A 19,729-nucleotide genomic window follows, 5' to 3' on the forward strand; every position below is an offset into this window, starting at 1 on the left:
CGGCTTACCTCGCGTTGCTGGCGCCAACCGGAGATTCCGGCTGGAGTTTCAGGTAGAAGTAGAACAACACCAGCGTGATCACGATCAGCAAGGCGGCGCCGGCACTGGCCAGGCCCCAGTTGAGGAACGACTGCACCTGCTGAATGATGAATTCCGGCAGCATCATGTTTTGCGCGCCACCCAGCAGCGCCGGAGTCACGTAGTACCCAAGGGACATCACGAACACCATCAAACCGCCGGAAAACAACCCCGGCCGGCACAGCGGCAGGAACACCCGGAAGAAGTTGGTCCACGGGCTGGCACCACAAATCGAGCCGGCTTGCAGGATCATCGGATCGATGGCCTGCATGGTCGCCTGCAATGGCAGCACGATGAACGGGATCATGATGTAGCTCATGCCGATCACCACGCCGGTCAGGTTATGCACCATTTCCAGTGGCTGATCGATGATGCCCATCGCCATCAACGCCTTGTTGATCACCCCGGACGCTTGCAACAGCACCAGCCAGGAATAGGTCCGCGCCAGCAGGCTGGTCCACATCGACAGCAGCACGATGTTCAGGATCCAGCGGCCCCAGCCACGGGGCACCAGCGTGATCGCCCAGGCCAAAGGAAAGCCCAGCAGCAGGCTGAACAGGGTCACCAGCCCAGCCACCGAGAAAGTATTGAGCAACACCCGCGCATAGGCCGAGTTGGCGAACAGCTGTTCGTAGTTACCCAGGCCTGGAGTCGGCTCCAGCACGCCACGCAACAACAGGCCGATCAACGGCGCCAGAAAGAACAGGCCGAGGAACAGCAGGGCGGGGAGCAGATTACTCGCGCCACGCCAGCGCTGTGCCAGTGACGGGGATTGCTTCATCACAGCCGCCTTGCCTGAGGACGAGCCGGCGGCGTCAGAGACGCCCCCGGTCGCAATAGAGTGACGGGACGCAGTGGCCGTCATTTTCATTTGACTAGCCATTCGTTCCACCGTGTCGCGATGGCCGGACCGTTCTTGGCCCAGTACGCGAAATCAAGAGTGATCTGATCCTTAGCGTAGGCAGTCGGCAGGTTAGGGGCCAGCACCGAATCCAGACGTGCCACGCTGTCGACGTTGACCGGCGCGTAGGCGGTCAGGTTGGAGAAGTCGGCCTGGCCTTTGGCGCCACTGGCGGTGGCCAGGAACTTCATGGCCGCCGCCTTGTTTTTCGTGCCTTTAGGCACCACCAGAATGTCAGCCATGACCAGGTTCTGTTTCCAGCTCACGCCCACCGGTGCGCCGTCTTCTTGCAGGGCGTGGATCCGACCGTTCCAGAACTGCCCCATGCTCGCTTCGCCAGAGGCCAGCAGTTGTTGCGATTGAGCACCGCCGCCCCACCAGACGATATCTTTCTTGATGGTGTCGAGTTTCTTGAAGGCGCGATCCAGGTCCAGCGGATACAGCTTGTCCGCGGCTACACCGTCGGCCAGCAGGGCCAGTTCAAGCACGCCTGGGCTCGGCCATTTGTAGAGGGCGCGTTTGCCGGGATAAGTCTTGGTGTCGAACAGTGCGGACCAGTCCTGAGGTTTGCTGGCGCCGAGCTTGCTCTGGTTGTAGCCGAGGACGAAGGAGAAGAAGAACGAACCGACGCCGTGATCGGAGACGAAACGCGGGTCGATTTTATCGCGCTGGATCACCGAGAAATCGAGAGGTTCGAGCAAGCCTTCGGAGGCTGCGCGCAAGGCGAAGTCGGCTTCGACATCGACCACGTCCCATTGCACGTTGCCGCTTTCGACCATGGCTTTGAGTTTGCCGTAGTCGGTGGGGCCATCCTGGACCACGGTGATGCCGCTGGCTTTGCTGAACGGATCGGCCCAGGCCTGCTTCTGCGCATCCTGGGTGCTACCGCCCCAACTGACGAAGTTGACGCTTTCAGCCGCCATCAACGCCTGGCTGGTCACGCTAAGCAGTCCCGCAAAAAGTATTGCGGTTGCAGATTTGTTCAACACCATTTTCACGCCCTCATTGTTGTGTTTATGAGCGGGGCTTTTGAGTGCCCGCCTATCGGGAGCAGTAGGTCCATCTGGTCAGTTACGACTGTCCGGTCTATGGAATATCATATTATGGTATTCCAAGCTTTGTGCAAGCACTTTGCCTGACCGGCTATCCGCCAAAAGTGCTTTTTTTTCCATCAGGCCGCCGGGTAGCGGCCTACGCGGGTATAGCGACAAGCCCGGAATCATTCGATGAAAGGGATGCTCTCGACCACTTCCAGGTCGTAACCGGTCAAACCGGCGTACTTCAATGGCGGGCCCAGATGACGCAGCTTGCGCACACCGAGATCCTGCAGAATCTGCGCCCCGGTACCGACTTCAGAATAGATGCGCGATTGCGAACGGCTGAACTGCCGTGGCGGCTGGGTCAGCTGGGGGACTCGCTCGAGCAGCGCCTGCGACGACTCATGGTTGGCCAGCACCACCACCACACCGCGACCTTCTGCGGCCACTCGCTGCAACGCGGCCCACAACGTCCAGTTGGAAGGGCCGCTGTATTGCGCGCCCACGAGATCGCGCAGCGGGTCGATCACATGCACGCGCACCAGCGTCGGTTCCGCCCGATGCAACTCCCCCATGACCATTGCCATGTGTACGCCGCCTTCGATGCGGTCCTCAAAGGTGATCAACCGGAAGGTGCCATGCACCGTGGGCAGTTCACGTTCGCCGATACGCACCACGGTGCGTTCGGTGCTGAGGCGATAGTGAATCAGGTCGGCGATGGTGCCGATCCTGATCCCGTGCTTGCGCGCGAACACTTCCAGGTCCGGGCGGCGGGCCATGGTGCCGTCATCATTCATCACCTCGACGATCACCGAAGCGGGTGTGAAGCCGGCCAGGCGCGCCAGGTCGCAACCGGCCTCGGTATGCCCGGCGCGGGTCAGCACGCCGCCTTCCTTGGCGCGCAACGGAAAGATATGGCCGGGTTGCACAAGATCGGCAGGCCCGGCGTTGGCGGCAACTGCCGCCGCGACGGTTCGCGCCCGGTCGGCGGCGGAAATGCCGGTGGTCACTCCGGTGGCGGCCTCGATAGACACGGTGAAGGCGGTGCTGAAGGCGCTGCCGTTGCTCGGCACCATCTGCTCCAGCCCGAGGCGTTGGCAGTGGTCGTCGGTCAAGGTCAGGCAGATCAGGCCACGAGCTTCGCGAGCCATGAAGCTGATGGCCTCAGCGTTGCAACAGTCGGCGGCGAGCAGCAGGTCGCCTTCGTTTTCCCGATCCTCGTCATCGACCAGGAGCACCATTTTGCCGAGGCGATAATCTTCGATGATTTCTTCGATGCTGTTGAAGGCCATGCTGGAACTCTCAGTGTTGGGTGGGTATATTTATTGGTATACCATAATACAAAATAAACCGAGAGGTCACTATGAAGGCGTACTGGATTGCACATGTGGATGTCACCAACCCCGATCAATACCTCCATTACACCCAGCGGGCACCGGCGGCCTTCGCGTTGTACGGTGGGCGGATGCTGGCCCGTGGCGGGCGCAGCGAAGCTCTGGAAGGGCGGCCCACACCGCAACGCAGCGTAGTGATCGAGTTCGACTCCTACGAGCAAGCGTTGGCCTGTTACCACAGCGAGCAGTATCAAGAGGCAAAACGGCACCGTGAAGGCGCGGCTCGGGCCGAAGTGATTATTGTCGAGGGCGTAGCGCCCTGAGGGCTGTCAGCGAATGAAGTGGATCTTGCCGGTGTCGTCGTTACCGATATAGATACCGTAGACCCCGGCCTCGCGTTCCTCGATGTAGCGTTCGAGGATCTGCCGGATCGCCGGGTAGTAGATGCTGTCCCAAGGGATGTCCTCGGGCGCGAAGAATTTGTAGTCGAGAGTTTCCGGCCCGTACTGGCCGGTGATCTCCAGCGCGATGGCGCGGAAGATGATGTACACCTCACTGATCGTCGGCACGCTGAAGATCGAGTAGGGCGAGAGAATTTCCGCGCGCACGCCGCTCTCTTCCCAGACTTCGCGCAGTGCTGCCTGCTCGGTGGTTTCGCCGGCTTCCATGAAGCCCGCCGGCAGTGTCCAGGTGCCAGGGCGCGGCGGGATCGCACGCTGGCACAGCAGGTACTTGCCGTCCTGTTCGATGATGCAACCGGCGATGATTTTCGGATTGACGTAATGGATGTAGCCGCAACCGCGGCACATCAGGCGCTCGTGCGTATCGCCCGGCGGAAGCTGAGACCTGAGGTCATTGCCACCGCACTTTGGACAAAAGCTCGGGCTGAACATGGTTAGCGACCTATGCGCGGTTCTTTGAGCGCGATGGGCAGGGTGATCTCCGGAATCACGCCGGTTTCTTCCTGCTTGCGCTTGAGGTAATCCAGGGCGACCTTGGCGGCGGCGCGCACGTGGTCGACACACGCCTGGTGAGCGGCCAACGGATCGCCGCTCTTGATCGCTTCGACCATGCGTTCCATTTCCTGGTTACTGCTGCTGCGACGGTTTTCCTGGGAGACCGACGTCGCCCGCAGGTAGCTGATCCGTGCTTGCAACTGACGCAGCTGGGTGGCAGCGACATGGTTGCCGGAGCCTTCGAGCAGGACGTCGTAGAAGCCCTGGACCGAGTCGATAACCTGTTGCAGTTCGCCATCCTTGAGGGCCTTGCGGTTTTCCTCGAGGGCTTTTTCCAGGGCCTTGATGTCCTTGGCCTTGGCGCGCAGGGTGAACAGCTGGACGATCAGGCCTTCGAGCACGCAACGCAGCTCATAGATATCGACGGCATCGGCCAGGGTGATGATCGCAACCCGTGGGCCCTTGGCGTCGGCGAACTCCACCAGGCCTTCGGATTCCAGGTGGCGCAAGGCTTCCCGTACGGAAGTGCGGCTGACCCCCAGGCGATCGCACAGATCGCGTTCGACCAGACGATCTCCCGGCAGAAGCTGGAAGTTCATGATGGCGCTTCGCAATTTATCCAGCACGATTTCGCGCAGGGTAACGGGGTTGCGATTGACCTTGAAGCTGTCGTCGAGTGGCAGGCGTTTCATGGGGTCCGCTCTGAATGTGGCTGTCCATGCAAAAAGAACACTTCGATCGCAAGAATCTCCGTGCCCGGTCAGATCAAACAGCCAAGGGTTAACTGGAGGCCTCGGCATCGACTTCGGCGAAGGCTTCACGGGCGAGCCGGAAACTGTCTACGGCAGCGGGGACACCGCAATAAATACCGACCTGAAGCAGAATTTCGCGTATTTGTGCACGAGTCAGCCCGTTGCGCAAGGCTCCGCGCACATGCAGCTTGAGTTCGTGGGGCCGATTGAGGGCCGAAATCATCGCCAAGTTTATCATGCTGCGCTCTTTAAGCGACAAACCCTCACGGCCCCAGACGTGGCCCCAGCAGTACTCGGTGACCATCTCCTGCAGCGGCCGGGTGAAGTCGTCGGCGTTCTCGATGGAGCGCTTTACGTAGGCTTCGCCCAGCACCTGGGTGCGGATTTTCAGCCCTTGTTCATACTTCTCGTTGTTCATCGCTGCGTGCTCCCGAAGTCTTCAAGTCCACCCATCAGGGTGTATTTGAGTTCCAGATAATCTTCGATGCCGTACTTGGAACCTTCGCGGCCCAGACCCGAAGATTTGATGCCGCCAAACGGCGCGACTTCGGTGGAGATCAGCCCTTCGTTGATCCCGACCATGCCGTACTCCAGCGCTTCGCTCATGCGCCAGGCACGGCCCAGGTCGCGGGTGTAGCAATAAGCGGCGAGGCCGAACTCAGTGTCGTTGGCCAGCTGTACGGCTTCGGCTTCCGTGTCGAAGCGAAACACCGCCGCGAGAGGGCCGAAGGTTTCCTCTTGAGCAACTTTCATCTCACCGGTCACACCGGCCAGCACCGTCGGCTGGAAAAATCCGTGGCCCAGCGCATGACGTTCGCCGCCGCAATGCAGCTGCGCGCCTAATGCGAGCGCGTCCTGGACGTGATCTTCGACCTTGGCCACGGCGCGTTCGTTGATCAGCGGACCCTGATTTACGTTGGCATCGAAACCGCTGCCAACGCGCAGTTGTTTTACGCGCTCGGCCAGTCGCGCGACAAAGGCGTCATGAATACCGCGCTGGACCAGGAAGCGATTAACGCAGACGCACGTCTGTCCGGCGTTGCGGAACTTGGCGATCAGCGCACCTTCCACCGCGCGCTCCAGATCGGCATCGTCGAACACGATGAAGGGCGCATTCCCTCCCAGCTCCAGCGAGACCTTCTTCAGCGTTGGCGCACACTGCGCCATCAACAGCTTGCCGATGGCAGTGGAACCGGTGAACGACAGTTTGCGCACCAAGGGGCTGGCGGTGAGCTCGGCACCGATGGCAACTGCGTCGCCAGTAATCACGTTGAAGATGCCCGCTGGAATTCCCGCCTGTTCGGCCAACACGGCCATCGCAAGCGCCGAGAACGGCGTCTCCGGGGCCGGTTTGACGATACACGGGCAGCCGGCCGCCAGCGCCGGACCGGCCTTGCGGGTGATCATCGCCGCCGGGAAATTCCACGGGGTGATGGCTGCAACCACGCCAATCGGTTCTTTGCTGACAACGATGCGCGCATCGGCTTTGTGGCTGGGAATGGTGTCGCCATAAATGCGTTTGGCTTCTTCGGCGAACCACTCGATGAAGCTTGCGGCGTATAGGATTTCACCCTTGGCTTCGGCCAGTGGCTTGCCTTGCTCGAGGGTGAGGATTTCGGCCAGGGCGTCGGCATGGTCCAGCATCAGTGCGTGCCAGCGCTTGAGCGTCTGGCTGCGTTCCTTGGCCGTCAGCGCACGCCAGGCCGGCCAGGCCTTGTTGGCGGCGGCGATGGCTTGGCGAGCTTCGGTGGCGCCAAGGTTTGGCACCCGGCCGATCAGTTCACCGGAGGCTGGGTTGAAGATGTCCTGACAGGCGCCATCCGGCGCATTCAGCCATTGGCCATCGATAAAGGCCTGCTGGCGGAACAGTTGCAAGGCTGCTGGGCTCATGCCGGCTCCTGAGAAAATGAGGGGGCGCGCCCCTGAAGAGAAATATCAGGCCAGGGCGGGCAACGGCCCCAGCTTGCCTTTGTGGTAGATCATCGGCGTCACCGGTTGCTCGGGCAGAATCAGGTTCTTCACCGCGCCGACGATGATGGCGTGATCGCCGCCATCGTATTCACGCCACAGTTCGCACTCGATGATCGCCGTGGCGTTGTCCAGCAGCGGGTTGCCCAGCTCACTGAGGTGCCAGGCGATGCCTTTGGCCTTGTCTTTGCCCTTGCCGGCAAACGCATAGGCTTCGGCAGTCTGGTCGGCTGACAGCAAGTGAATCGCGAACTGCTTGCTGTCACGCAGGATCGGGTACGTGTCGGAGGCATAGTTGGGGCAGAACAGCACCAGCGCCGGATCAATCGACAGTGCACTGAAAGCGCTGGCGGTAATGCCGACGATGCCGCCGTCCGGGTCCAGGGTGGTGACCACCGTGACCCCGGAAGGGAACGAGCTCATGACGTCTTTGTAAATGCCGGGTTCGATCATGTCGGCGGTCTCCTAGCGCATCACGAAGGGATCAGGCATCGGTGCCTGAGAGAGGTTGATCCACACCGTTTTCAGCTCGGTGTAGGCCAGCACCGAATCGATGCCGCTTTCGCGTCCATAGCCGCTGTTCTTGAAGCCGCCGATCGGCGCCATGGCCGATACGGCGCGGTAGGTGTTGACCCAGATGATCCCGGATCGCACATCCCGGGCCAGGCGATGAGCCCTGCCTAGATCGCGGGTCCAGATACCGGCGGCGAGGCCGAATTGCGAATCGTTGGCGATCGCCAGCGCTTCGGCTTCATCCTTGAAACGGATGACCGAGGCCACCGGACCGAAGACTTCTTCCTGCATGATCTTCATCGAGTTACGGTCGCACTCGAACAAGGTCGGTTCGTAGAACCAGCCGTCGCCCAGATTCTGCGGACGCTTGCCGCCCAGTCGCAGGCGCGCACCTTCGGCGATGGCATCGGCCACCAGCCCTTCGACCACGGCCAACTGCTGCGCGGTGGCCATCGGGCCCATTTCGCTGCTGTCTTCCTGAGGATTGCCGATGCGGATGCGCTTGGCGCGTTCGACCAGACGCGAGACGAACTCATCGTAGATTTCGTCCTGCACCAGCAGACGCGAGCCAGAAACGCAGCTCTGACCGGAGGCCGCATAGATCCCGGCAATCGCACCGTTGATTGCACTGTCGAGGTCGGCGTCGGCAAAGATGATGTTCGGCGATTTACCGCCCAGTTCCAGCGACAGCTTGGCGAAGTTCTCAGCGCTGCTGCGCACCACATGCCGCGCCGTGGCGGCACCGCCGGTGAAGGCGATCTTGCGCACCAGCGGATGGCGGGTGAGGGCCGCGCCAGTGCTGGGGCCGTAGCCAGTGACGACATTGACTACGCCTGGCGGAATCCCGGCTTCCAGCGCCAGGCGGGCCAGCTCAAGAATGGTTGCCGAAGCATGTTCCGACGGCTTGATCACGATGGTGTTGCCCGCCGCGAGGGCCGGGGCCAGCTTGATCGCTGTCAGGTACAGCGGACTGTTCCAGGGAATGATCGCCGCGACCACGCCCATGGCTTCATGCACGGTGTAGGCAAACAGGTCCGGCTTGTCGAGGGGGAGCGTGCCGCCTTCGAGTTTGTCGGCCAGACCTGCGGTGTAGTGGAAGAACTCCGGCAGATAGCTGACCTGACCGCGGGTTTCGCGAATCAGCTTGCCGTTGTCGCGGCTTTCCAGCTGCGCCAGTTGTTCTTTGTTGTCGGCGATCAGGTCACCGAGGCGGCGCAGCAGTTTGCCGCGAGCGGTGGCGGTCAGGCCGCGCCAGGCCGGGCTGTCGAAAGCCGTCTGCGCAGCCTGTACGGCGCGTTCAACATCGGCTTCGTCGGCATCGGGTAATTCAGCCCAGGCTTGAGCCAGGGCCGGGTTCAGGCTTTCAAAAGTCTTGCCGGAGAGGGCATCGACCCATTCACCGCCGATGCACATCTGGAAGCGTGCGAGTGTCATGCAACGATCCCCTTTATTTGGTTTTGTCGGGAGTACGTAGTGTCGAGAAACTCCAGCAACAGTTGGTTGACCAGGCGCGGCGATTCTACGGGCATCATATGCCGTTGCTCGGCGAGCACGGCCACGGTGGCGCCGGGAATTCGTTCGGCCAATTGCTGGGCCATTTCCGGTGTCGAACCAGGGTCGAGTTCGCCGGTGGCGACCAGTGTCGGCACCTGAATGCTGCCCAGATCTTCTGCGCGGTACATGTCCTGGGTAGCGAACAGCTCATAGGTGGTCAGGTAGCCCTGCGGATCGTTGCCCGCCAAGGTCTGGCGCAGCGCGGCGATCTGCGCCGGGTTGGCTGCCTGGTATTCACGGCTGAACCAGCGCGACAGCGCGGCTTCAGCGTTGGCATCCGGTCCGTGTTCGGCAGCCTGGGCGGTGCGGGCAATGACCCCGGCACGCTGCTCGGTGCTGCGGTTGAACACGCTATTGAGCACCACCAGGCCTTGCAGGCGTTGCGGGTAATGCAAGGCAAAAGCACGCGCCACCAGCCCGCCCATTGAAAAGCCGATGACCGTCGCCTGCGGCAATTGCAGATGGTCGAGCAACTCCAGCAACTGGTCGGCATAGCCCAGTAGCGGCGTGCCGCTTTCCGGGCGTGGGCTGGCGCCATGACCCAGCATGTCGTAGGCAATCACGCGGTATTTAGTGGACAGGCCTACAACCTGGCCGCCCCACATTTCTTTGTTCAGGCCCACGCCGTGGATCAAAACCACAGGCTGGCCTTGGCCGGTCGCCAGGTAACTGGTGCCAGCCGGGGTGCGTTCAGCGGTGAGCCGAATCATGGAGCGCTCCTGCATGCCTTTTTGTTGTTGTGGCTTTCACCGGAATTACTGGGCTTTCTCGGCAGCCAGTTCTTCCAGATCGATGTAACGGTTGCCAATGCGTGGGTGCAGGCGGCCGCCATCGGCACACCCGAGGACCACGACGATTTCGTCGGCGCGCGGTGCATCTTCGATCTTCATTTCCAGGGTGATGTAGTGCGAACGCAGACCTTCGTCGTCCTTGTGCATCATCGGAATCTGGATCGAGGTGCCCGGACCGCCGCGTTTGTTGGTAAAGCTCAGGTAACTCTTGGCTTTAACCGCTTCGCGGTAATGGTTACCGAAGCGCAGGGTGTGGATGACGGCTGAGGCGTGTTCGATTTCACCGTCGGCGCCCACTACAGCGGCCTTGCCGTAGGCTTCGATCTTCTCGGCGCCGCCAATTATGCCCACCAGGCGTTCGACCATCAGTGCGCCGAGGTCGGAGCAGTTAGCGCGAATTTCCGGTTTCAGGTCTTCGACAAAGCCGCGGCCCAGCCAAGGGTTCTTCATCACCACAGCCAGACCGACCATGGTCACCGGCTTGTCAGTGGCCTTGCCGCCTTCAATAAAGGTTTCTTCGACGTAGCTGACGATCTTGCGGATTTCGAAACTCATGAGCTGCTCCGTATTCGGGTTGAGAGGTATCAGTGCGTATGATGGTATACCATAATACTGTTAGCGCAAGAGGCTGAAATGAGTTTCCGGCCAGAAGGCGATAAAAAGAGCGAAGGGCATCTCGCAGGGGGGGTATGCGCTGTGCCGAGGGTACGGTGGAGATCGCTTGCAGACAGGACCGATCGGTCGGTTCGAAACGGGGACATCGCAGTAGGCTGGCCTGCCTGACGACGGGGAGTTCGATGGCACTTGAACGCTCATTCAACTGAATAGCGTTGTGCATCACTAGCAGGCACTTCAATTCCATGCGCAGCCATAGTGTGYATTTGTGTGCGCATTAATGGTGCAAGAATGCAAATTGATGTACGGGGCTGAAGGATTGGTATTACAAAGCTCATAAAAAGAGTGGGTAAAAATTTCCCGTTTACAGGGCAATAAAGTCAACTTATTTACCCAATGCACCGATTTTGTTCGCGCCAGAGTTGTGCAAACGGTAAGTGCAATAAACGTTTCAGCGTGTTACGAGAAAAACACCGTAAAAATGAAAGGAAATGTCGCTTCAGTATCATTATTTGGGGCTTTTCTGATTTTTACCGGCCCTGGCGTTGGGTGGGCACAGCCCTTGCAAAAGCACTTTAAAACCACCGGAAGTGTGGTTTTTGCGAGAAAAAGAAACTGGGGGCGTTACAAGTAGGAGCGCCAGTAAGCTAATCCGGAAACGGCCAGATCTCTGACGCCAGAATGCGTCAAGACGCTGTCGGAATCGTGAGCTTCCAGCTTCATAAAGGGACAGGAAGTTCTCGATGCACACTGAGGTGCTTTACAGAAACAGTACTCACTAAAACAACGTAAGGCTTCATCTATTGAAATGACAAAGTTATAAGAAAATGCCGGCTGTATCGCGGCAAGGAGTGGGGTATGTCCCGAGCTTTTTTTAATGAAATGTATGATGCGAGTGGTGGCTGCCGCCCACATTACCAGGAGTTTGCGCGCTGGTTGGCGGACACGCCCCTGGAGCTGCTGGATCAGCGTCGTCGCGAAGCCGACCTGCTGTTCCATCGAGCCGGCATCACTTTCACGTTATATGGGGACGAGCAGGGCACCGAGCGGTTGATTCCGTTCGACATCATTCCACGCAGCATCAAGGCCAGCGAGTGGCAGATGGTCGAGCGTGGCTGCATTCAGCGGGTCCAGGCCTTGAACATGTTCCTGGCCGATATCTATCACGGACAACGGATTCTCAAGGAGGGCATTATCCCGGCCGAACAGGTGTTGGCCAACGAGGGTTATCAGGTCGCCATGCAGGGCCTGAATCTGCACCGCGGCATCTATGCCCACATCTCCGGGGTCGATCTGGTCCGCGATGGCGACGGCAGTTACTACGTACTCGAAGACAATCTGCGTACCCCCAGCGGCGTCAGCTACATGCTCGAAGACCGCAAGATGATGATGCGCCTGTTTCCCGAACTCTTCGCCGCCCAGCGTGTGGCGCCCATCGACCACTATCCGAACCTGCTGCTGGACACCCTCAAGAGTTCCAGCCCCCTGGACAACCCGACGACCGTGGTACTGACCCCGGGCCGCTTCAACAGCGCTTACTTCGAACACGCGTTCCTGGCCCGTGAAATGGGCGTGGAACTGGTTGAAGGCGCCGATCTGTTCGTCCGCGACGATCATGTCTACATGCGCACCACCGCTGGCCCGAAACAGGTGGATGTGATTTATCGGCGCCTCGACGATGCGTTTCTCGACCCGCTGTCCTTCAATCCGGACTCCATGCTGGGCGTGCCCGGGCTGGTGGCGGTCTATCGCGCGGGGAACGTGATCCTCGCCAATGCCATCGGCACGGGTGTGGCGGATGACAAGTCGATCTACCCCTATGTGGGCGACATGATCCGCTTCTACCTCGCCGAGGAACCGATCCTCAAGAACGTACCGACCTGGCAGTGTCGCAAACCGGAAGAGCTGTCCCACGTGCTGGCCAATCTTCCCGAGCTGGTAGTCAAGGAAACCCAGGGTTCCGGTGGCTACGGGATGCTGGTCGGCCCGGCCGCCACGGCGGCGGAAATCGAGGATTTCCGCGCGCGTCTCAAGGCCCGCCCCGAAGCTTATATCGCCCAGCCGACGCTGTGCCTGTCCACGTGTCCGACCTTTGTCGAAAACGGCATCGCCCCACGCCACATCGACCTGCGCCCGTTTGTGCTGTCGGGCCGTGAAACCCGCCTGGTGCCTGGCGGCCTGACCCGCGTGGCATTGCGCGAAGGCTCGCTGGTGGTGAACTCGTCCCAGGGCGGCGGCACCAAAGACACTTGGGTAGTGGAGGACTAAGACATGCTTTCAAGAACCGCTTCGGACCTCTACTGGATGTCCCGTTATCTGGAGCGCGCCGAGAACCTGGCGCGCATGCTCGAAGTCAGTTACTCGCTGTCGCTGATGCCCCAGGCCGGGCGCACCGATGGCCATGCCGAGCTGGCGATGTCGCTGCTGGCCGCCGGCACGCTGGACGACTACAACCAGCGCTATGGCGAACTCAACACCGAGCGCATGCTGCATTTCTTCGCGCTGGATGAAACCAACCCTGGCAGTATCTATTGCTGCCTGCAAGCGGCGCGGGCCAACGCCCACGCGGTGCGCGGACGGATCACCGCCGACATGTGGGAGAACATCAACGCCACCTGGCTGGAGATGCGCAACATCGCCCGCAATGGCTTGGGGCGTTATGGCATCAGCCATTTCTGCGAGTGGGTCAAGGAACGCTCGCACCTGTTCCGCGGGGCGACCTCCGGCACCATCATGCGCAACGATGCCTACTGCTTCATTCGACTGGGCACCTTCCTCGAACGCGCCGATAACACCCTGCGCCTGCTGGATGCGCGTTACGAAATGTATGGCGAGGAGTCGGAGGAGGTGAGCGACAACTCGGCTCGCGGCTACTACCAATGGAGCGCCTTGCTGCGTGCCTTGTCGTCTTTCGAGGCGTTCAACGAGCTCTACCGTAATGCACCGAACGCCGAGCAGGTCTCCGAGATGCTGCTGTTGCGCGCCGCCGTTCCGCGTTCGCTGCACGCCTGCATCGAGGAACTGGACCAGATCCTCGCCAGCCTGCCGGGCAGTAACGGGCGGGCGGCCCAGCGGCTGGCCGCCGAATTGAATGCGCGGCTGCGCTACACCGGGATCGACGAAATCCTCGGCTTCGGTCTGCACCTCTGGCTGACTGACTTCATCTCCCAGGTTCGCCATCTCGGCCAGACCGTCCACGAATCCTATCTGGAGGCCGTATGAAACTGTCCATACGCCACGACACCACCTACAGCTACACCGACGATGTCTGCACCAGCATCCAGTTCCTGCGTTTGACGCCCAAGAACACCGAGCGCCAGCACATTCTGGAATGGCATCTGGAACTGCCGCGCCTGGTGCGCAGCCAACTCGATCCTTACGGCAACATCCTGCATGTATTGACGATGGACGAACCCCACGGTGCCCTCGTGCTGACCGCCTATGGTCAGGTTGAAATCGACCAGATGCTGGAGGTCGAGCACGACAATCAGTCGCCGCTGCCGTTCTTGCGCACCAGCCATCTGACCAAGGCCGACGACGCCCTGACGGCCTTTGCCATACAGCGCTGCGGTACGCGGCGTGATCGCGGGGCGTTGATTGACCTGATGAATGGCCTCGCCGAACACATGGCCTACAGCCCGGGCGCTACAACGGTGGACACCACCGCAGCCGGTGCCTTTGCCGCCGGCGTCGGGGTCTGCCAGGACCATACCCATGCCTTCCTGGCCTGCGCTCGCAGCCTTGGAATTCCTGCACGCTACGTCTCCGGTTATCTGTGCACAGAAGATGAAAGTCATCTGGCCAGCCATGCCTGGGCCGAAGCCTGGCTCGACGATGGTTGGTACAGCTTCGACGTCACCAACCGATTGGCCCGACCCGAGCGCCATCTGAAACTGGCGGTGGGTCTTGAGTACCTCGACGCTTGCCCGGTGCGTGGCATGCGTCGCGGGGGAGGGGCCGAGCAAATGCTCGCGCGGGTCCAGGTGTCGTCCCAGTTGCAGGTTCAGCACCAGTAAAGCTCACACCATAACCGGCCATACCGTCTCCATGACGGTATGGCCGCTCTCCATCTTGCCCGTGTTACTGCGAGAGGGAAATCAACTGGCGGGCTCGGCCGTACAACTCATTTCCTCTGAGCCCGGCTTTTGGAAAAGGACCACGTTGTCGTTTTGCCAAAAGCGGTAATTCCCCTGGTAATCCTTGCCTGTGTATTGGATTCCCGAATCACTCGGCACCTGGCTCAGGGTGATCGAAGTATTCGCCCATTTCAGGTACACGACACCAGGCTGCGTGCTGAAGAAAGTGGCGGCAATCAGCGTGTCAAACCCCGTACAACGAATAGCCAGGGGGCCTTCGGTGAGCCTGTCTGGATCCTTGGTTCTCACAATTGCCGAGCCTTGGCGCAACTGGTGCGCGCGTTCGGCATAACTTCGGATCGTGCACGCCTTGGGCGCAGGCGTGGAGGCACACTGATTACGGGCGTCGATCCAGAACTGCTGGTCGATCATGACTGTGTCTGGAGCCGGTACCGAATGTTCATCCGTGAGCGCCAGGCGATAAAGACGCGTCAGCTCGATATCCATCTGTGCCAGTTGCGGATCGCGACAGATAAGCTTTTCGATGGATGCCCTTGCCTGGGCACAGTCGAAACTGGTCTTGAAGGTTGGCGAAGGAGGGGCAGCATTCGCACAGGAGCTTGTCGCCGCGCACACGCTGGCAGCGAGCAGACCGGTGAAAAGGGCGGTGACCGTTTTCATGGTGGTTTCACCCAGATCATGAGGTGATGCCACGGATTGCCGTGGGACCTATCGATCCGATGAACAGTCCTTCGTTCGCAGTGGGTGTATCGCAGTGTACGTCAGTGCTCAAAACTTGCCACACCGCCCGGCGGACCCGGGTCGACGGCCTGGATGCACTTTTATAAAGCGCTATGCGTAACGATTTGCACCAGTGGGGGACAGCGCAATGAACTTTCGCCTCCCTCTATCGCTGAGGAGCCTGGGTTCGCGCACAGGATGAAGCTTCCTGCTGCCGACTGGCACAAAGGCTGCAAGGCTCGTATCAGGTTCATCTGGAACGGATTCCAGTGGACAGCCCCCTCGGTCAACGATGATCGATTGGCCGAACAAGTCATGGGCAACGTCGCTGCATCAGGCATGGACGTCTGGTTTTAACACCGTACAAGAACAGGCAAAGGCGCCTGGAACCGAAAGGTTTCAGGCGTTTTTTTTTGCTTTTTATTCGTGATTGGCTTTGGAGGTCCGTATGAAAACAGCCGCTCAGTTGTTGAAGCTGAAGGTCGTGCAAAACCAGCAGGTGCATAGCATCGCGCCAGACCAGATGGTCCTTGAAGCGCTGAAGCTGATGGCCGAAAAGAACGTCGGTGCGCTACCCGTCATAGAGGAAGGGCAGGTGGTTGGTGTGATCAGCGAACGCGACTATGCGCGCAAGGTCGTTCTACAGGGACGCTCTTCGGTCGGCACGCCGGTCAGGGACATCATGAGTGCGCCCGTCGTGACGGCAGACAGTCAGCAGAGCATCGAGCGTTGCATGGCGGTCATGACTGACAGTCATCTGCGCCATTTACCGGTGCTGGAAGGCGACCAACTGATAGGCCTGTTGTCGATTGGTGATCTGGTCAAAGAAGCGATCGCCGAGCAGGCCGATCTGATCCGGCAACTGGAACACTACATTCGCGGACATTAAAACGACCAGGAGTGAGGTGGAACCAGGGCTTACGCGGACATGAAGTTTCAAATGTGCTGCCCGTCGGGCAGGTACTAATCAGGGAGCATTTGATTTGGCCAAGTTAAGCACGGCTCAACGTATCGTCATCGGCTTTGCAATCGCGCCGTTGGTACTGACAGGCCTGGCATTTTATGCGTTGCACGATCTGGCAACGCTGAAGGAACAGGCGATGGTGATCGTCAAACAGGACTGGCCGAAAATCGATCCGATCATGGTCATTGCCACAGGTGTTCGGGACAACGCCAGGAACACCCGGGATTTGCTGATCGACAAAGACAATCAGCAAGCGCAACAGGCCATCGATACCACCAAAAAGCGCATCAGCCAGGCACTTGAAACGCTTGAGCCGTTGTTCGATCTGCCGGAAGGCAAGGCTGCCTATGTGGCCCTGAAAAAGAATCGCGAGGCTTACGTCGCCGCGTTCACCCAGGTGCAGGCGTTGATCAGGCAAGGTGCCTTTGATGCCGCAATGGCGCAGTTGAAACAGCAAGTCATCCCCGCCGAGCAGCAGGTTTATAAAAGCCTGGACGCCCTGATGGCGCTGCAAGGACAGATCTTCGCCGATCGTGAAAGGTCGGCGCAGGCCCTGTACAGCGATGCGCGCCTGAACATGTTGGGGTTGCTGGTTTTCTGCCTGGTCTCGGTCATCGCTGCGGCGGTCATCGTAACGCGCAGTGTCACCCGGCCCGTGGGTGGAGAGCCCGATGTTGCTGCGCGGGTATTGAGTCAAATCGCGCAGGGCGATTTGACGACTCAAGTGCCAGTGAATGCCAATGCCGACGGTAGCGTGATGATGAACATGCACCAGATGCAACAAAGCCTGAACGCGATGGTTAAACACATCGCGGCGTCGGTTGATCAGGTGGCCAGTTCGTCCGAAGAGCTGAGTGCGGTCAGCAGCCAGACCCGTGACAGTTTGCAGTTGCAGGGCCTGGAGATCGAGCAGGCTGCGACGGCGATCAATCAAATGACGGCGGCCGTCGACGAGGTCGCACGCAATGCTGTCAGTACCAGTGAGGCGTCCCGGGTGTCCGAGCAAACCGCGCAGCGCGGCCGTGAGCACGTTCAGGAAACGGTGGCCTCGATAAGCACGCTGGCGGACGGTATGACGGATACCTCGCAGCGTATCCAGCAATTGGCCGGGCGCGTGCAAGACATCAGCGCGGTGCTGGACGTGATTCGCAGCATTGCCGAGCAAACCAATCTGCTGGCCCTTAACGCAGCGATTGAAGCGGCCCGTGCCGGTGATGCCGGACGGGGTTTTGCGGTGGTCGCCGACGAGGTGCGGGCACTGGCCCATCGCACTCAGGTGTCGACCCAGGAAATCGAGCAGATGATTGGCAACATTCGGCTCGATACCGGGAACGCGGTGACTGCTATGCAAAGCAGTGGGCATCTGGTGCAGGCGACCCTGGAAGTCGCGCAACGCTCCGGCGAGGCACTGGAAGCGATCACCCGGTCAATCTCGCAGATCAATGAGCGCAACCTGATGATCGCCAGCGCCACGGAAGAGCAAGCATTGGTGGCCCGTGAGGTGGATCGCAATCTGGTGAGCATTCGTAATGTTTCCGAACAGGTCTTGCTGGGTGCCGAGCAGACCCACACCGCCGGTCTGGAATTGGCGCAGATGGCAGGAGCACTGCATCAGACGGTGGCGTGTTTCAAAACCTAGTCAGGCATGGGGCGGGTTGCGGGTCAATGCACCGGCGCGGCCCTTCAAGTCGAATGTTAAAAAATGTTATTTTAAAAAACAGCTTCACATTATCCGTTCATTGGAGGATTATCTGCTCAACCTGTATGACAACCTGATAACAAGACAAAAACAGGATCGCCTCGATGTTCGACAAGGTCCCGACTCACGTGCTGAGCGACAGCGTCGCTCAGCAGTTGCTGGAGAAGATTGAGACTGGTGTCTTCGGCACCGGGAGCAAACTGCCCAGTGAAGCCATGCTTTCAGAAGCGTTCGGTGTCAGTCGCACCGTGGTTCGCGAAGCCATTTCCCGTCTCAAGAACGAAGGCGTGCTGCAGCCCCGCCAAGGGCGCGGCATCTTCGTCACCGCCAACGCCAATATCCGTCCGCTGCGTATCGATTACGCCGAAGCCCATCTGCCCGGCAGTGTCTTTCACCTGTTGGCGCTGCGGCGTGCCATCGAAGCTGAAATCGCCTCCGAGGCGGCGCTCAATCGCAGCGAAGCCGATCTGGTGCTGATTGACGAAGCGCTGGTGCGCATCGATGAAGAGGTCGCTGAAGGGCTGGACGGTGTTCGCGCCGATGTGGCGTTTCACCGGGCCATCGCTCAGGCCACAGGCAATCCTTACTTCCTCAAAACCCTCGAATTCGTCAGCCAGTACCTGGAGGCCGCGACTCGAATCACCCGTACCAATGAAGCGGGCAGGGCGGATTTCTCCCGTCAGGTCCACGAAGAACACCTGGCGATCGTCGCGGCTATTCGGCTGGGCGACCCGCTCGCCGCCGGCCACGCCGCCCGCGCTCATATCTACAACGCGGCCCGCCGTCTGCGCCTTGCTGGCGCGGAATAAGCCGCTGTTTTCTCCTGGAGTACCCCATGAATAACAAGAATGTCGGTGTTGTCGGTCTGGGCGCGATGGGCTTGGGCATTGCCCGCTCGCTGTTGCGTAGCGGTTTCAATGTGCATGCCTGTGATGTGCGGGCGGCGGTGACGGAACAGTTTGCCAGCGAGGGCGGGGTGGCATGCTCATCCCCGGCGCACATGGCTGGCGAGTGTGACGTGATCGTTACTGTTGTGGTGAATGCCGAGCAGACCGAAACCGTATTGTTTGGCGAAGGCGGCGCCGTGGCGGCGTTGCGTCCTGGCAGCCTGGTGATCGGCTGCGCCACTGTGGCCCCGACCTACGCTGTCGATCTTGGTCAACGCTTGGCCGAGAAAGGCCTGCTGTATCTGGATGCACCAATCTCCGGTGGCGCGGCCAAGGCGGCCGCCGGCGAAATGACCATGATGACCTCGGGTCCGGCGGATGCTTACGCCAAGGCCGAGGCGATTCTTGCGGGCATGGCCGGCAAGGTCTATCGCCTCGGTGACGTCCATGGCTTGGGTTCGAAGGTCAAGATCATCAACCAGCTCCTCGCCGGGGTGCATATCGCAGCGTCTGCCGAAGCCATGGCGTTGGGGTTGCGTGAAGGGGTCGATGCCGACGCGCTTTACGAAGTGATCACGCATAGCGCCGGTAACTCCTGGATGTTCGAAAACCGCGTGCCGCACATTCTCAAGGCCGACTACACGCCGTTGTCTGCGGTGGATATTTTCGTCAAGGATCTGGGCCTGGTGCTGGATACCGCACGCGCCAGCAAATTCCCGCTGCCGCTGTCGGCCACCGCTCACCAAATGTTCATGCAGGCTTCCAGTGCAGGTTTCGGTCGCGAGGACGACTCGGCGGTGATCAAGATTTTCCCGGGCATTACGTTGCCCACTGCCAAGATCGAGCCTGTTTGAGGAACGCAC

21 protein-coding genes are annotated in these 19,729 nt (G+C 60.1%); 9 read left to right on the top strand and 12 right to left on the bottom strand.

Features of this window, described 5'->3' with window-relative positions; genetic code table 11:
- Positions 1 to 4: 4 nt before the first annotated feature.
- The 3 genes from AC1DIG_RS08725 to ribBA form a co-directional block, all read right to left on the bottom strand.
- Positions 5 to 949, bottom strand: a complete 945-nt coding sequence (locus tag AC1DIG_RS08725; RefSeq protein ID WP_477767293.1) for an ABC transporter permease — start codon at positions 947 to 949, stop codon at positions 5 to 7.
- Positions 946 to 1,971, bottom strand: coding sequence for an ABC transporter substrate-binding protein (locus tag AC1DIG_RS08730; RefSeq protein ID WP_477766969.1), 1,026 nt, complete (start codon positions 1,969 to 1,971; stop codon positions 946 to 948). The genes AC1DIG_RS08725 and AC1DIG_RS08730 overlap by 4 nt, the downstream gene beginning before the upstream one ends.
- 227 nt (positions 1,972 to 2,198) lie before the next feature.
- Positions 2,199 to 3,308: a bifunctional 3,4-dihydroxy-2-butanone-4-phosphate synthase/GTP cyclohydrolase II gene (gene ribBA / locus AC1DIG_RS08735; protein ID WP_477766970.1), complete on the bottom strand. Its 1,110-nt coding sequence runs from the start codon at positions 3,306 to 3,308 to the stop codon at positions 2,199 to 2,201.
- A 71-nt stretch (positions 3,309 to 3,379) separates the two neighbouring features.
- Here ribBA and AC1DIG_RS08740 point away from each other — a divergent pair, with 71 nt between their 5' ends.
- Positions 3,380 to 3,673, top strand: coding sequence for a DUF1330 domain-containing protein (locus AC1DIG_RS08740; protein ID WP_477766971.1), 294 nt, complete (start codon positions 3,380 to 3,382; stop codon positions 3,671 to 3,673).
- A 6-nt stretch (positions 3,674 to 3,679) separates the two neighbouring features.
- Here the strand turns inward: AC1DIG_RS08740 and AC1DIG_RS08745 are convergent, their stop codons facing one another.
- The 8 genes from AC1DIG_RS08745 to AC1DIG_RS08780 all read right to left on the bottom strand — a co-directional run bounded on the left by AC1DIG_RS08745 (position 3,680) and on the right by AC1DIG_RS08780 (position 10,439).
- Positions 3,680 to 4,243: an NUDIX hydrolase gene (locus AC1DIG_RS08745; protein ID WP_477766972.1), complete on the bottom strand. Its 564-nt coding sequence runs from the start codon at positions 4,241 to 4,243 to the stop codon at positions 3,680 to 3,682.
- 2 nt (positions 4,244 to 4,245) lie between these two features.
- Complete coding sequence (locus AC1DIG_RS08750; RefSeq protein ID WP_019690463.1) at positions 4,246 to 4,998, bottom strand: GntR family transcriptional regulator; 753 nt, start codon at positions 4,996 to 4,998, stop codon at positions 4,246 to 4,248.
- Positions 4,999 to 5,086: 88 nt separating this feature from the next.
- Positions 5,087 to 5,476 carry a carboxymuconolactone decarboxylase family protein gene (locus tag AC1DIG_RS08755; RefSeq protein ID WP_477766973.1) on the bottom strand — a complete coding sequence of 130 codons (390 nt, stop codon included), beginning with the start codon at positions 5,474 to 5,476 and terminating at the stop codon, positions 5,087 to 5,089.
- Entirely contained in the window at positions 5,473 to 6,948 is a 1,476-nt protein-coding gene (locus tag AC1DIG_RS08760; RefSeq protein ID WP_477766974.1) for an NAD-dependent succinate-semialdehyde dehydrogenase, read from the bottom strand. Before AC1DIG_RS08760 ends, AC1DIG_RS08755 begins: the two co-directional genes overlap by 4 nt.
- Positions 6,949 to 6,993: 45 nt before the next feature.
- Positions 6,994 to 7,479 carry a flavin reductase family protein gene (locus AC1DIG_RS08765; RefSeq protein WP_123581620.1) on the bottom strand — a complete coding sequence of 162 codons (486 nt, stop codon included), beginning with the start codon at positions 7,477 to 7,479 and terminating at the stop codon, positions 6,994 to 6,996.
- Positions 7,480 to 7,491: 12 nt separating this feature from the next.
- On the bottom strand, positions 7,492 to 8,973 hold the full coding sequence (locus tag AC1DIG_RS08770; protein ID WP_477766975.1) for an aldehyde dehydrogenase: 1,482 nt from the start codon (positions 8,971 to 8,973) through the stop codon (positions 7,492 to 7,494).
- On the bottom strand, positions 8,970 to 9,803 hold the full coding sequence (locus tag AC1DIG_RS08775; RefSeq protein ID WP_477766976.1) for an alpha/beta fold hydrolase: 834 nt from the start codon (positions 9,801 to 9,803) through the stop codon (positions 8,970 to 8,972). The genes AC1DIG_RS08770 and AC1DIG_RS08775 overlap by 4 nt, the downstream gene beginning before the upstream one ends.
- Positions 9,804 to 9,848: 45 nt before the next feature.
- Entirely contained in the window at positions 9,849 to 10,439 is a 591-nt protein-coding gene (locus tag AC1DIG_RS08780; protein ID WP_285435904.1) for an amino acid synthesis family protein, read from the bottom strand.
- 918 nt (positions 10,440 to 11,357) lie between these two features.
- Between AC1DIG_RS08780 and AC1DIG_RS08785 the strand changes: the two genes are divergently transcribed.
- From AC1DIG_RS08785 to AC1DIG_RS08795, 3 genes are read left to right on the top strand one after another with little or no spacing between them, the layout of a single operon-like run.
- The gene (locus tag AC1DIG_RS08785) at positions 11,358 to 12,767 is read left to right on the top strand and encodes a circularly permuted type 2 ATP-grasp protein (protein ID WP_477766977.1); all 1,410 of its coding nucleotides are present in this window, start codon (positions 11,358 to 11,360) and stop codon (positions 12,765 to 12,767) included.
- Between the two features lie 3 nt (positions 12,768 to 12,770).
- Positions 12,771 to 13,721, top strand: a complete 951-nt coding sequence (locus tag AC1DIG_RS08790; protein WP_477766978.1) for an alpha-E domain-containing protein — start codon at positions 12,771 to 12,773, stop codon at positions 13,719 to 13,721.
- A complete protein-coding gene (locus tag AC1DIG_RS08795; RefSeq protein WP_477766979.1) occupies positions 13,718 to 14,515 on the top strand; it encodes a transglutaminase family protein in 798 nt (265 codons plus the stop codon). Before AC1DIG_RS08790 ends, AC1DIG_RS08795 begins: the two co-directional genes overlap by 4 nt.
- Before the next feature lie 81 nt (positions 14,516 to 14,596).
- Here the strand turns inward: AC1DIG_RS08795 and AC1DIG_RS08800 are convergent, their stop codons facing one another.
- The gene (locus tag AC1DIG_RS08800) at positions 14,597 to 15,256 is read right to left on the bottom strand and encodes an MliC family protein (protein WP_477766980.1); all 660 of its coding nucleotides are present in this window, start codon (positions 15,254 to 15,256) and stop codon (positions 14,597 to 14,599) included.
- Between the two features lie 258 nt (positions 15,257 to 15,514).
- Here AC1DIG_RS08800 and AC1DIG_RS08805 point away from each other — a divergent pair, with 258 nt between their 5' ends.
- From AC1DIG_RS08805 to ltnD, 5 genes are all read left to right on the top strand, one after another.
- Complete coding sequence (locus AC1DIG_RS08805; protein WP_477766981.1) at positions 15,515 to 15,673, top strand: hypothetical protein; 159 nt, start codon at positions 15,515 to 15,517, stop codon at positions 15,671 to 15,673.
- Positions 15,674 to 15,764: 91 nt separating this feature from the next.
- Complete coding sequence (locus AC1DIG_RS08810; protein ID WP_477766982.1) at positions 15,765 to 16,205, top strand: CBS domain-containing protein; 441 nt, start codon at positions 15,765 to 15,767, stop codon at positions 16,203 to 16,205.
- Positions 16,206 to 16,299: 94 nt separating this feature from the next.
- On the top strand, positions 16,300 to 17,919 hold the full coding sequence (locus AC1DIG_RS08815; RefSeq protein WP_477766983.1) for a methyl-accepting chemotaxis protein: 1,620 nt from the start codon (positions 16,300 to 16,302) through the stop codon (positions 17,917 to 17,919).
- Between the two features lie 164 nt (positions 17,920 to 18,083).
- Complete coding sequence (locus AC1DIG_RS08820; RefSeq protein ID WP_477766984.1) at positions 18,084 to 18,788, top strand: FadR/GntR family transcriptional regulator; 705 nt, start codon at positions 18,084 to 18,086, stop codon at positions 18,786 to 18,788.
- A 14-nt stretch (positions 18,789 to 18,802) separates the two neighbouring features.
- A complete protein-coding gene (gene ltnD, locus AC1DIG_RS08825) occupies positions 18,803 to 19,720 on the top strand; it encodes an L-threonate dehydrogenase (protein WP_477767294.1) in 918 nt (305 codons plus the stop codon).
- Positions 19,721 to 19,729 lie beyond the last annotated feature (9 nt).

The sequence above is a fragment of the Pseudomonas sp. 05N431 genome, assembly GCF_056397005.1.